11 protein-coding genes are annotated in these 13,795 nt (G+C 34.2%); 8 read left to right on the top strand and 3 right to left on the bottom strand.

Annotation, left to right across the window (positions count from 1 at the left end):
- Position 1 precedes the first annotated feature (1 nt).
- Entirely contained in the window at positions 2 to 631 is a 630-nt protein-coding gene (locus ALLST_RS10375; protein ID WP_019893381.1) for a hypothetical protein, read from the top strand.
- A 221-nt stretch (positions 632 to 852) separates the two neighbouring features.
- Positions 853 to 2,259, top strand: a complete 1,407-nt coding sequence (locus ALLST_RS11315; protein ID WP_019893379.1) for a hypothetical protein — start codon at positions 853 to 855, stop codon at positions 2,257 to 2,259.
- Between the two features lie 428 nt (positions 2,260 to 2,687).
- Here ALLST_RS11315 and ALLST_RS0106750 read toward each other — a convergent pair whose 3' ends face one another.
- Positions 2,688 to 4,562: a BglG family transcription antiterminator gene (locus ALLST_RS0106750; protein ID WP_019893378.1), complete on the bottom strand. Its 1,875-nt coding sequence runs from the start codon at positions 4,560 to 4,562 to the stop codon at positions 2,688 to 2,690.
- A gap of 241 nt (positions 4,563 to 4,803) precedes the next feature.
- Here ALLST_RS0106750 and ALLST_RS0106745 point away from each other — a divergent pair, with 241 nt between their 5' ends.
- Genes ALLST_RS0106745 through ALLST_RS0106730 form a run of 4 tightly spaced genes read left to right on the top strand, consistent with a single transcriptional unit; the run spans position 4,804 to position 8,106 of the window.
- Positions 4,804 to 5,118, top strand: a complete 315-nt coding sequence (locus tag ALLST_RS0106745; RefSeq protein WP_019893377.1) for a PTS sugar transporter subunit IIA — start codon at positions 4,804 to 4,806, stop codon at positions 5,116 to 5,118.
- A 3-nt stretch (positions 5,119 to 5,121) separates the two neighbouring features.
- Positions 5,122 to 6,516: a glycoside hydrolase family 1 protein gene (locus ALLST_RS0106740; protein ID WP_019893376.1), complete on the top strand. Its 1,395-nt coding sequence runs from the start codon at positions 5,122 to 5,124 to the stop codon at positions 6,514 to 6,516.
- Position 6,517: 1 nt separating this feature from the next.
- Entirely contained in the window at positions 6,518 to 7,804 is a 1,287-nt protein-coding gene (locus ALLST_RS0106735) for a PTS sugar transporter subunit IIC (RefSeq protein ID WP_245553766.1), read from the top strand.
- Positions 7,805 to 7,809: 5 nt separating this feature from the next.
- On the top strand, positions 7,810 to 8,106 hold the full coding sequence (locus ALLST_RS0106730; protein ID WP_019893373.1) for a PTS sugar transporter subunit IIB: 297 nt from the start codon (positions 7,810 to 7,812) through the stop codon (positions 8,104 to 8,106).
- 390 nt (positions 8,107 to 8,496) lie between these two features.
- Here the strand turns inward: ALLST_RS0106730 and ALLST_RS0106725 are convergent, their stop codons facing one another.
- Together ALLST_RS0106725 and ALLST_RS0106720 are read right to left on the bottom strand one after the other, a co-directional pair.
- Complete coding sequence (locus ALLST_RS0106725) at positions 8,497 to 9,465, bottom strand: IS3 family transposase (RefSeq protein WP_019892466.1); 969 nt, start codon at positions 9,463 to 9,465, stop codon at positions 8,497 to 8,499.
- Complete coding sequence (locus ALLST_RS0106720; RefSeq protein ID WP_026472828.1) at positions 9,465 to 10,190, bottom strand: transposase; 726 nt, start codon at positions 10,188 to 10,190, stop codon at positions 9,465 to 9,467. Before ALLST_RS0106720 ends, ALLST_RS0106725 begins: the two co-directional genes overlap by 1 nt.
- 365 nt (positions 10,191 to 10,555) lie before the next feature.
- Between ALLST_RS0106720 and ALLST_RS11310 the strand changes: the two genes are divergently transcribed.
- Positions 10,556 to 12,007, top strand: a complete 1,452-nt coding sequence (locus ALLST_RS11310) for a hypothetical protein (RefSeq protein WP_019893370.1) — start codon at positions 10,556 to 10,558, stop codon at positions 12,005 to 12,007.
- Positions 12,008 to 12,230: 223 nt separating this feature from the next.
- Entirely contained in the window at positions 12,231 to 13,643 is a 1,413-nt protein-coding gene (locus tag ALLST_RS11305; protein WP_019893369.1) for a hypothetical protein, read from the top strand.
- Positions 13,644 to 13,795 lie beyond the last annotated feature (152 nt).

Raw genomic sequence — 13,795 nt, 5'->3', positions numbered from 1 at the left:
ATTGACAAAAACATTCTACGTTTATGAAAAAGCAGCAAATGTTAACTTAAAAGAAACATTCGCTAATCTTGATGTTGACTATGTAACATCTGCTGGTTTCAACAGTGAAACAGGTGTTTTGGATTTAGCAGACGCTACTAACAAATATACTTACAACACACGAGTAGGCGGCGCTGATACAAAAACTATTACAGTTAATCTTAACGCTGCAAACCCAATGAACCGTTTATACAACCCTAACTCTGGTGAACACTTCTACACAGCTGATATTAAAGAAAAAGAAGCTTTAGTTAACCTTGGATGGAATGACGAAGGTTACGGATGGGTAGCTGCTCCAACTAAAGGTGCAAAAGAAGAACAAGCTGTTTACCGTCTGTACAATCCAAACGCTGGTGATCACCACTACACTATGAGTGAAGATGAAAGAGACACACTTGTAGCATACGGTTGGAAAGATGAAAAAGTGGGATGGTATTCTGCAGCAGAAGACAAAACACCTGTTTACCGTCAATATAACCCATACGCAAACGGTGCTGGATCTCACAACTACACAACTGACAAAGCTGAAAACAACTACTTAGTATCCTTAGGATGGATTTACGAAGGAAAAGCTTGGTTCGCTCTTCAGTAGTCTGATTTAAAAATAAAGAATCGAATCGATCAACGAATCGAAATCAGCCAAGAAGCGGGTTGTCGCTCCAGAACAAGGAGCGGGAAGCTCACATTTTTTTAATTTATGATGAAATCTGAAAAAGTAGAGAAGGAGAATAGATTACTTGAGAATTATCGGACAGAAGCATTGATGATGAACGAAAAACTGATCGAAGTGCCAAAACGCTAAGAAGGAACATTATGAACAAAAAGTTTTTTGCAGCTTTAGCTTCTGCAACTATGGCTTTCACTGCGTCTGGTTCTATCGCTGTCTTTGCCGATGATTTTGTTGAAGAAAAAACTCCTGTTGTTGACAATGGAGATGTAACACCACTTCCAGAAACAGTTAAATGGAATAAAGAAAACTTCGGTGATTTAGTCACTGTTGTAAAACAAAAAGATACTTTTAAAGGACTTGATGTTACTTTAAAAGAAAATGAAGAAGTTAAAACTGCTGACTTAGCAAAAGTTAAAGAAATCAATTTACAACAATATTTTGAAGGTGAAGTTAAAGGTTTAGAATACTTCACTGAATTAACAAAATTTGATGATAGTCTTGTAAACAACGAAAAAAACGTAACAAATGCAACATTAGATTTCTCTGCAAACACATCTTTAACAGAAATCAAAGTTACAAAAGCTGCTGATTTAACAGAAATCGTTTTACCAGAAGCATTTGTAAATGAAGATAAAACTGAAGAATATAAATTAGGAAAATTAACTGTAACTGGTACTGCATTAACTTCTTTAGATCTTACTGCTCAAGATACTTTAAAAGAAATTACTGCAACTGGTAACAGCAATTTACAAGAAGTTAGTGTACAACATGGTACAAAAAGAGAACCTAGAGTATATACAACTTTAGACTTATCTAACAACAACTTAGAAACAGTAGATTTAGCAAACACTAAATTCACAACACTTACATTAAGCAATAACCACATTGGTGCATTAGATTTAAGCAACACAACTGCTACAACTGCTACTTTAGGTGAACAAACATTCTATGTTTCTGAAACATTAGAAAATGTAAACTTAGCTGAAACTTTCGAAAACTTCGATAAAAAAGCAGTCGCTAAATCTGACAAGTACGATCAAGAAACTGGCGTATTAACTCTGGAAACAACAGGAACGACTACTTATGAATACGACACTTTATTAGGTGCTACAAATAAAACTCTTTCTGTTAAATTGACAGCAGCTAACCCAATGAACCGTTTATATAACCCTAACTCTGGTGAACACTTCTACACAGCTGATTTAGAAGAAAAGGCAGCTTTAGTGAACCTTGGATGGAACGATGAAGGTTACGGATGGGTAGCTCCAAAAGAAGGAACTGGTGCTAAAGTATTCCGTCTTTACAATCCAAACGCTGGAGATCACCACTACACAATGAGTGAAGAAGAAAAAAATACTCTTGTAGCATATGGATGGAAAGATGAAAACGTTGGATGGTATTCCGATGGTGGAGTAACTGTTTACCGTCAATACAACCCATACGCAAACGGTGCTGGATCTCACAACTACACAACTGACAAAGCTGAAAATAACTACTTAGTATCCTTAGGATGGATTTACGAAGGAACAGCTTGGACAGCTCTTCAGTAGTCTGATTTAAAAACAAAGAATCGAATCGATCAACGAATCAAAATCAGCCAAGAAGCGGGTTGTCGCTCCAGAACAAGGAGCGGGAAGCTCGCAATTTTTTTGATTTATGATCAAGTCTTCAAAAGTAGCAAAGGAGAACAGAGTCATTGAGGATTATGAAAGTTAAGTTAAATAAAATAAGTGTTTTCGGATTCTAAAAATGGTCCATTCAAAGGCTGTTCGGATTTGAAATCTGTGCCACCTTACTAGCAATGTTACTCCGTTAAGGAGGACAAAAATGTGCAATACATAAAAATTCCCTTATAGTGGCGACTCGATTGAGCTATTTCGAGTGTCTACTAAAAGGGAATTTGTCACTATGAATATTTTTCTTGTATTTATCGGATTCTGTAGATCAGGAACTTTTTATTTAAAGACAAGAGAGAAATTTAATTGTTGTTTAGTAAAATATCCTTGAATTCTTTAAACGAATTTATGCTCGATAGTTTTGATATTTTATATGGATTTTCTAGCGATCTAATAATATTTTCATATAATTCTATGAATTCGTTTCGATCTTCCTTATGCACAGCGATCATCAATACGATATATACAATGTTATCTTGATCCCATTGTATTCCTTTATGGGAAACAAGAACACTTACCATTGTTTTATTCGAATTTAATTCTATTGCATGGGGAATTGCGTATTTTGCTCCAAAAGACGTGCTGGATAATTTTTCTCTTTGTATGACAGAGTCAGTAAAATGCTCATTAGCAATTCCACATTTAATCATTTCATTAGACAAAAAGTCCAATAAAGAATATTTATCATCAAAATCATCTCGGACATAAAATAAATCCTTACTAAAAAAATCAGCAAACAGAATTTGATTTTTTTCTAATGTATGCAAGTTGGCTATAGTTTGTATTTGTTTGTTGATCTTATCAAAGTCTTGTCTTGTTAAAAAAGGCGAGATTTCAATAATGTTTTTTGAAAGTTTGGATGATGAGTCTGTGGTGATAATTAAGTCATAATTAGATGCATTGAATTCATTTGTATCTTTGCATTCGAGTTTAACGTATTTTGGTAATAAGGTTGCAAGTCTGTTAAATAAATTATCTTTGATTTGATGATAGTTTTCACAAACAAACAGGCAATGTATTTTTGATCTATAGATTGCATTTTCAACGAGGGATCCAATGTAAATACAAATAAATCCAATTTCTGAATCATTAATTTTTATTGAATACTGATTAGAGATTTGATTTGCTATATATACAGCTACTTCGTAAATAAATGGATGATCAGCCTTTAAGCTTTTTACTGCGTAGTTATATGCAGGTTGCATAGCTTTAGAACGTTTGATTAACCCATCAACGTGCATGGAAAAACTATAAATATTTTCTGAAAAATCTATATCCAGCATGTAGTTCTCAAAAGCATCATTCAATATATTTTTTATGTCGTTTTGAAATTCTTCATCAATGAATTTGGATGAATTGGTAAGTGATATTTTATAGGGTTTAATCTGTCCGGCGATTAACGAAGAAATGTATTGAATATCACTTTTGGTTGGGGTTAAATCGTATTTATATTTGTAGTAATTTAAAACTTGTACAGCAATTTCGAATTCTATAGAAGATTCGTCACTTTTATATATCACATCTGAATCGATGTAATGGTGAGTCTGCATTCTATATAAGGCGACAGATAAAGAAATAGTCAATGTATTGGCATAAACGGGATCAATATAATAGTTGTGTTTTTGTATGATTTCTTCTAAGAAGTGTTTTGTATTTGCAAGTTCTATATTATCGAAATAGGGACTGAATGAATCGATATTCATAAAATTTCCGTTGGTTTCATTAATGATTAAATTTTTAATTAGCTGCCTTTTGTTAATTTCATCTCCACTTATAGATAAATATCCTTTATGTCTTTCTAGTATTAACGAATAGTCTTTTAATAATTGTGAATATGATTTTAATTGTTTTTCTAGTGTTGTTACGCTCACATACAATGAATCGGATAAATCATATATATGAACAGGTTCATTGCTAAATAATAAGATTTTTAGAGCTTCATGATCTTTTTGAGGATATTCATTGAAGTTACAGATGGATACATATTGTTCCTCATCGATTGTATAACCTTGATTTGAAGAAATTATCAATTTGTTTTTTCGATTTATAGCATTTATTTCATTTTGAATTGTACGAACAGAACAATCTAAAAGCACAGCCAATTCGCTCCCCTTTAATTGTTTATGAGTATATATTTCTTGAAGTATTTTTGATTGTCTATTTGTTAGTTCGTTCATTTTATATAACCTCTTCGCATAAAGAATTGCATATGATTTTACAATAAGAAAAGTCATATGTTTTGTAAAATTTCTTTTTTCGTATTATCCCACAATCTTTTTACGTTTTATATTGCGTCGTATCCCACATTTTTTAATTGCGACGTAGTGCGCAATTTACAAATTGAGATTGCATTTTGCGTAACAGATAATATTTCCAGATAAACAAAGCGCGCAATTTGTTTTAGAAAGGAAATTATGAATGACCGAAGAAAGAATACAGGAAATATCATTCGAGATTATTAGTTATGCAGGAAATGCTTTTTCTTATTTTTACGAAGCTGTCGAAGAAATGAATAAAAATAATAAAGAGCAAGCGGAAGAGTTAATGAATTTGGGAGATATTGAATTAAATAAAGCACATAAATCACAAACAGATTTATTAGTTGCTGAAGCAAGTGGTGAACAAATTCGGACAAACGTTATTTTAATTCATGCCCAAGACCATTTAATGTCGACGATTATGTATCAACGTATTGCAAAACAGCTCATTAAAATTTTAAGTAAAGAGGATTAATTTATGGATAAATTTTTATGGGGAAGCGCAACTTCTGCCTATCAATGCGAAGGTGGATGGTTGGAAGGAAACAAAGGTTTATCAAACTGGGATGATTTTTGTCATAGCGAAAAAAACAATGTAAACCCGGTTACCGGAGATGTTGCTTGTGATCATTATCATAGATATGAAGAAGACATTCGCCTATTGTCTGAAGGTGGTCAAAATGCATATCGTTTTTCAATTTGTTGGACACGTATTTTAGCAAATAGTCAGAGTACCGTGAATCAAGAAGGAATTGCTTATTATAATCGCATTCTTGATACTTGTGAAAAATATGGGGTAGAGCCTCTGGTTACCTTATACCATTATGATATGCCCGTAGACTTATTCAAAAATGGTGGTTGGGAAAATAGAGAAACTGTAACTGCATTTATTCGATATGCAAAAGTTTGTTTTGAAAATTTTGGTGGCCGAGTTAAATATTGGGCAACAATTAATGAACCAAACTACGAAACATATTGTTGCTATGGCCGAGGAAATTATCCTCCAAACGTCAGAGACTTATCCAGACGATGGAAAGCGATGTATCACCTATTATTGGCAAGTGCTGGTGCTATTGTTGAGTATCGTAAGTTGAATTATGAAGGAACAATTGGACTTGTAAGTGATAGTTATTCGATTGAATCGTTAGTTGATAATGAACAGTATAGGGAAGCAATGCATAATGCAGATTTATTTTATAATCGATGCGTTAATGATGTTGCGGTTTATGGAGAATTCCCAGCAGATTTTATTGAAAAACTAGCTCTAGATTACGATCTTTCATACATGAAAAAAGAAGATGAAGAAATCTTTAAAAAAGGGACAGTTGATTATTTAGGTATCAACGCATATGACCGTACCCTTGTAAAACCATACACTTCAGGGGAAACATGTATGATCGCAAATAATACAGGAGATGGAGTCACAAAGAATTCAACCATCATTAAAAACTGGTTTGAATTAGATGAAGATCCAAATACGCAAAAAAATGCATGGGGATGTGAGTTGTATCCAAAATCTGTATATAACCTTTTACTAGACTTAAAAGATAAATATCCTAATACGCCAATAATCATTACTGAAAATGGATTGGGTTATTACGATGAGTTGGTAGATGGAAAAGTAAACGATCAATATAGAATAGAATTTTTAAATGGATTTATCGATTGGATTCGTCAGGCCCAAAAAGAAGGTTGCGATGTACGAGGCTATTTTGTCTGGTCAACAATGGATTTGTACAGTTGGATAAACGGATACAAAAAAAGATATGGTCTAGTTTATATCGATTATGAAAATGATAATAAGAGAATTCCTAAAGCCAGTTATTACTGGTACAAAAAGAAAATTGAGGAGGAATTAAAAAATGATGAATAAAATGAGTCAATTCATAGAAACTAAAGTTGCTCCGGTTGCAACAAAGTTATCTAGTCAAAAATATTTAAAAGCTTTACAAAGTACATTTTTGTTCTTAATTCCATTTTTTACAATTGGTAGTTTTGCGTTGGTATTGATTTCACCACCAGTTGATTATACGACAATGGAACCTGGCTTTTTACAGTCTATTATGGCTGGCTGGCAAAGTTTTGCAGATTTTACAAGTCCTGTTCTAGATTATGTGTTTAATGTGACTATGCCGCTGATGTCTTTGTATGTTGCGCTAGGTATCTCTTACAATTTATGCAAAGAGTACAAAATCAATTCGATGATGCCTCTTTTAGTAACGATGTCCTCTTTTATTATTTCTGCAAGCATGAACGCAGAGCGTACACTTAGCTTTGCAGCATTTGATGCAACAGGACTATTTACAGCAATCTTTGTAGGAATTATTTCGTTTGAATTGTATCGTGTACTTGTAGAGAAAAAAGTTGGACGAATTAATTTAGAAGGTTCAGGTGTTCCACCTGCATTAGCAGACTCTATTGGTAACTTGGTTCCAGTAGCTATTGTTGTAGTTTTAACAGCATTTTTAAACAACTTATTATTTACTTTCACTAGCATCAATTTACCTCAAGTTATCACAATCATTATGAATCCATTGGTTTCTGCAGTAGATAATATTTGGGGCGTAATCATCTTGGCAGTGTTAGTTATGGTGTTCTGGTGGTTTGGAATTCACGATTCTGTTATCACAAGTGCATTGGACCCATTCTTTTACAGCAACTTAGGAGCGAATGCGGCTGCATTTGCTGCAGGTACAGCTGCAATGGCTTTACCACATGTTGTAACAGCACCATTCTGGTGGAACTTTATGGCTATTGGAGGAAGTGGTGCTACTCTTGGTTTGGCATTCTTAGCTCTGACAAGTAAATCAAAACAATTAAGAACGATTGGTAAATTATCTTTCATTCCTTCTTTGTTTAACATTAATGAACCATTGATTTTCGGATTACCATTAATGTATAACCCGATTATGATGATTCCATTTATTATCGTTATGCCTTTGAATGGAGTTATTACATATTTAGCTATGAGTAGCGGATTAGTTGCCAAAACTTTTGCGTATGCAAGTTGGAATATGTTTTCACCAATTGCTGCACTGATCGATACAATGGATATTAAGGCAGTTATTCTTGTTATTGCACTGATTATTATCGATATTTTAATTTATTTACCATTTTTCAAAGCATTTGAAAAACAAAAACTTGCTGAAGAGGAGGAATAAGGACGATGAGAATTGTATTAGCATGTAATGCAGGTATGAGCACAAGCATTTTAAAAATGAAATTAGAACAAGAAATGACAAAAGACGGAAAAGAGCCTAATGTCATTGCGGTTCCTGTATCAGAAATTAATGATCATCTTGAAAATGCAAGTGTCATTTTATTGGGACCACAAATTCGATTTCTAAAAAATGAAGTTCAAGAGAAAACTGACGTTCCTGTTTTAGCAATTGACATTAAAGATTACGGTAGTATGAATGCTGTAAAAGTTTATAAAACTGTAAAAGAAGTTTTAGGCGAATAATACGTTTCTATAATATATAAATATACTTGGATTAAAATCTGTTTATTAAATAACCAATATAACTTTTTACGATTCACACGGGATTACAACCTCCAATTTTATCAGGTAGACTCGACCTAGATAATATTGGAGGTTTTTTCTATGAGTTATTTACCGTTTTCTGGTACACGCTATTCTTATTCTTAATCAGATCAAAATAGAATTTATAAATATGTACACATTATCTTTATCCAAATCGAACATTTTTAGATTGGATTCAACGCCTAAAGAGAGTGAAAGTGCTATTTCACGTATAACAAAAAAGAAGTCATTGTGATGCGTCCTTGTAAAGTAGACACTATGAAATAACTAAATATAGTTGTGTATTGGTAATGAATGGCTAGCCATTCATTACCAATTTTTTTGCTCGATTTTTTTCCAGAATTTCTGGATTCTCAAATTCGGTTGAATTGGATATTCTGCTGGATGATCCGTTTTGAATGCCTCTGCTCGCACTACGGCTGGTGTTTTTCCATGAAAACGTTCTTGTGGATATTCGTTCATATAAAATTCAATGGTCTCTGATACAGCTTGGATGCAACTCTCTATTGAATTGATTTCTGGGTGCAGAATAAAGAGTATGTCTTTTACAATTCCTTGAAATCCTTCCATACTTGCGTTGTCTATACATCTTCCAACCCGAGACATAGATTGTTGAATCCCCATTTCTTCTAGCCAATGACAGAATACGGGACGCGTATATTGAAAACCTCTATCTGAATGGAATAGCTGGCATCCTCCTGGATTCTTCTCTAATGCTTCTCTTAATGTTTCATCAACAAGCACGGAATTGTTTTTCGTACTGACTTTCCATGATATAACGCTGCGATCATACAAATCTAAAATCGAAGAAAGATAAAGTTTTTGATTTGTTTTCGGTACTTTGATTTCAGTAATATCAGTTACCCATTTTTGATTCGGTGCAGTACTTTCGAAATCTCTATTCAAAATATTTTCTGCAGTTTGTCCAGGATTAGATTTTATCCAAGTATGTTTCTTTGGACGATAAACAGAAAGAAGATTCAATCTCGCCATGATCCGATACACTTTCTTGACACCTACTTCAATTCCATAGATGTCCTTCAGTTTTCTGGACATTTTTCTACATCCATATAAACGTTTCTTTTTCTTTGCGAGTTCTTGGATTTTTTCGATCAGCTCGATTTCATCTGGATTTGGTCCTTTTTCCTTGCGATGAAGCCATTTATAGTAAGCCGCACGACTAATACTTAAAATTTGGCACATTTCTCGAATCGGCCAATTTTTTTGAACGTGATATTGTTCGATCAGTTTATAGTCATGTTCTTTCCATTCTTGCATTATTTGATTTCGTTTGACTCGACTATATCGTTCCACCATCTCCTTTCTGTTGCTTCGGCTTTTTTTAAGAGTTCATTCTCCATTTCAAGATGACGATTAATCGCTTGTAGTCGTTTCAACTCTCTACGTAACTGTTCATTCTCATCGAGTTCTTCTTTAGGGACTCTTTTCCCTCGTCGATCCAGCAGACCTTCTTCACCTTGCTCGTTGAATTTGATAACCCAATCTCTGACTTGAGAATAGCTGCATTCAAAATGAGCAGCAGTTTCTTTATAGCTACAACCATGAGCGTAATACCATGCAACAATTTTGCGTCTTTCTTCTAAAGTTGTTTTCTTTCTAGGTGCCATGTATACCTCCGGCTGAGGAGTGTAATCCTTCAGTTCGTTCGTTTTTTTAGTATACTTCTTAACCCAGTTGAAAACGATCGAATCAGATGGAATTCCATGACGAGTAGCAAGGGTTTTTAACCCACCTTGCCCACTTAGATATTCTTGGCAAACAAGTTCTTTGAACTCTTTAGTGTATGAGCTATTAGATGGTCTGGGTTTAAATGCGTCGACGCCATTACATTTATATTGCCGAGCCCAAGTGAAAATTAAATTGCGCCCTGTCGCAGACATATTGAGGGCTGACGCAATAGATGAAGCAGACATCATATGGTTGAGGTATTGATGAACTGCCCAAAGTTTTTGTTCAGCAGTATATTTTGTTTTTCTAGACATAAAAAAGTTCCCTTTTAGTGACATCTCGATTGAGTTATTTCGAGTGTCTACTAAAAGGGAACTTATCATTGTGATTGGTACTTCTGCGTTTCGTTGCGATCGTCCGATCATCAGGGGATTAGAAATAAAGCAATTTATGATTGATTTTTATTCCGGTAATGATACATGTTAATGATCAAAGTGGCGATTGTTGTATTTAAAATTCGCCGCTAGTGGTAAATCTTTTAATGTTATGTGGATATTTGAGGGATTTTATAGACAAAAATTACAGAAAACAAAATAAATAAAATGAGGACAAGCTATCTAACCACATAAATCTTAGACAAAGAAAGTTGGAAAGTCTCAAAATGCCAAGAAGGAACATTATGAACAAAAAGTTTTTTGCAGCTTTAGCTTCTGCAACTATGGCTTTCACTGCGTCTGGTTCTATCGCTGTCTTTGCCGATGATTTTGTTGAAGAAAAAACTCCAGTTATCAACAATGGACAAGTTGCACCAAAACCAACAAAAGTGCTTTGGAATAAAGAAAACTTCGGTGATTTAGTAAAGGAAGATTTAAATGCGGGAACTGTAGAAGTTAACCCTGCTGTAAAATTTGTTGGAGCTACAATCGAAGTAAAAGATGGTTATGTAACTACAGAAGCATTGGGATCTGTAAAAGGAATTACTTTTACTAGCTTCAATGGTGAAATCAAAGGTTTAGAATACTTCACAGGTTTAACAACGTTCACAGATGAAAATGCTACATTAACAAATGATGCATTAGATTTCTCTGCAAACACAGATTTAACAAATATCAAAGTTAACAATGCAAAAGAATTAGCTGAAATCGTTCTTCCAAAAACTAGAAAAACTGATGAAGGCAAAGAAGAACACGCTTTAACAGATTTAGAAGTAACAGGAACAAAACTGGCATCTTTAAATATTGCTGACTACGAAAATTTAAAATTTGTTAATGCTGAAAATAACGATTTATCAGAAGTAACTTTAAGAAAAGGAACAGCTGATGAACATGTTGCATTTGAAGGTTTACGTCTTTCTAATAACGAATTAGAAACAATCAATGTAGAATACTACGATATTAAAAACAATTTGAAATTAGATGGTAACCATTTCGGTGCATTAGATTTAAGCAAAACAAAAGCTGGCGGTGCTGTGTTAGGTAATCAAAAATTCTATGTTTCTGAAACATTAGAAAATGTAAACTTAGCAGAAACTTTCGAAAATTTCGATAAAGCAGCTGTTAAGAATACAGGTGATAATTTTGATGCAAAAACAGGTGTTTTAAAACTTGGTGCAGATGCAACAGCTACATATACATATGAAGTGGCTTTAAGAGGTAAAACTGCTGATATGACAGTTGAACTTACAAAAGCTAATCCAATGAACCGTTTATACAACCCTAACTCCGGAGAACACTTCTACACAGCTGATGTGAAAGAAAAAGAAGCTTTAGTTAACCTTGGATGGAACGATGAAGGTTACGGATGGGTAGCTGCTCCAACTAAAGGTGCAACTGAAAAACAGGCAGTATATCGTCTATATAACCCAAATGCAGGTGATCACCATTACACAATGAGTGAAGAAGAAAGAGATACACTTGTAACATTTGGTTGGAAAGCAGAAGGTACTGGATGGTATTCTGCTGACGAAGCAGGTAAAGAACCATCTGGAGATCATGTAGCTGTTTTTCGTCAATACAATCCATACGCAAACGGCGCTGGATCTCATAACTACACAACATCCAAAGCTGAAAACAACTACCTTTGCAATCTGGGATGGGTTTACGAAGGAACAGCTTGGACAGCTCTTCAGTAATCTGATTTAAAAATAAAGAATCGAATCGATCAACGAATCGAAATCAGCCAAGAAGCGGGTTGTCGCTCCCGAACAAGGAGCGGGAAGCTCGCGATTTTTTTGTTTTATGATGAAATTTGCAAAAGTAGAGAAGGAGAACAGGTTACTGGAGGATTATTAGGTAGAAGAGTTAATGATAAACGGAAAAAGTGATGAAAGTGTCAAATGTCTAAGAAGGAACATTATGAACAAAAAGTTTTTTGCAGCTTTAGCTTCTGCAACTATGGCTTTCACTGCGTCTGGTTCTATCGCTGTCTTTGCCGATGATTTTGTTGAAGAAAAAAATCCTGTTATTAACAATGGCGATGTAACACCAGTTCCAACAACTGTTGTTTGGAACGAAGATAACTTTGGTGCTTTAGTTAACTTAAAACAAAATGCTTTTGCTGATTATGCAGGAGATTCTGATACTTTAGTTAAAGGAAAATCAGTAAAAACTGCTGATCTAGCAGAAGTAACTGCAATCACATTATCCGGTTTAAAAGGTGAAATCAAAGGACTAGAATACTTCACTAAATTAGGATCTTTTGATGATTCTGCTGCAACAGTAACAAACGCAAAATTAGATTTCTCTGCAAATAAAGTTTTAAAAACTTTATCCGTAACTAAAGCAGAAGATTTAACAGAAATCGTTCTTCCAGAACCAGTTGTGACTGAAAAAGATGGAAAAGAAGAAGTAACATATTCTTTAAATAGCTTAACATTAAAAGGAACTGCATTAACTTCTTTAGATTTTTCTGATCAAAAAGTATTAAGCACAGTTGAAGTTACTGGTAATAGCAATTTAAAAGAAGCTGTTGTAAAACACGGGGATAAAAGAGAGCCTAAAACATATGCATCTTTAAATTTATCTGCTAACAATTTAGAAACTGTGAACTTAGATCACGTAGCTATTACTGGAGAATTAAACCTTGATAATAACCACATTGGTGCATTAGATTTAAGCAATACAACTGCTGGTACTGGTAATTTAGGTAACCAAGAATTCTATGTTTCTGAAACATTAAAAACTGTTAATTTGGCAGAAACTTTTGAAAACTTTGACAAAAAAGCTATCGCTAAATCAGATAAATATGATCCAGAAACTGGTATTTTAACAATTGATGGTAAAGATGCTAATTATACTTACGACACTTTATTAGGTGCTACAAGTAAAACTCTTACAGTTAAACTTGTTGCAGCAAACCCAATGAACCGTCTATATAACCCTAACTCTGGTGAACACTTCTACACTGCTTCCATCAAAGAAAAAGAAGCTTTAGTTGACCTTGGATGGAATGATGAAGGCTACGGATGGGTAGCACCAAAAGGAAAAGATTCAACAGTTCCTGTATACCGTGTATACAATCCAAATGCTGGAGATCACCATTACACAATGAACAAAGGTGAAAGAGACACTCTTGTTGCATACGGTTGGAAAGACGAAGGTATTGGATGGTATTCTGATACAAATAAAAAAGTAGCTGTATTCCGCCAATACAACCCATACGCAAACGGTGCAGGCGCTCACAACTACACAACAGATAAAGCAGAAAACGACCACTTAGTATCCTTAGGATGGACTCCAGAAGGAAAAGCTTGGTACGCTGTTCAATAATCTGATTTAAAAACAAAGAATCGAATCGATCAACGAATCGAAATCAGCCAAGAAGCGGGTTGTCGCTCCAGAACAAGGAGCGGGAAGCTCGCGATTTTTTTATTTTCAATGATATGAATAAGGGAATCAGTATTAGATATGTGAATAAAGGG

This window comes from Allobaculum stercoricanis DSM 13633 (assembly GCF_000384195.1).
Classification (GTDB): Bacteria; Bacillota_I; Bacilli_A; order Erysipelotrichales; family Erysipelotrichaceae; genus Allobaculum; species Allobaculum stercoricanis.
The sequence above is the reverse complement of the archived record's forward strand: the minus strand, read 5'-3'. Positions and strand labels throughout refer to the sequence as shown.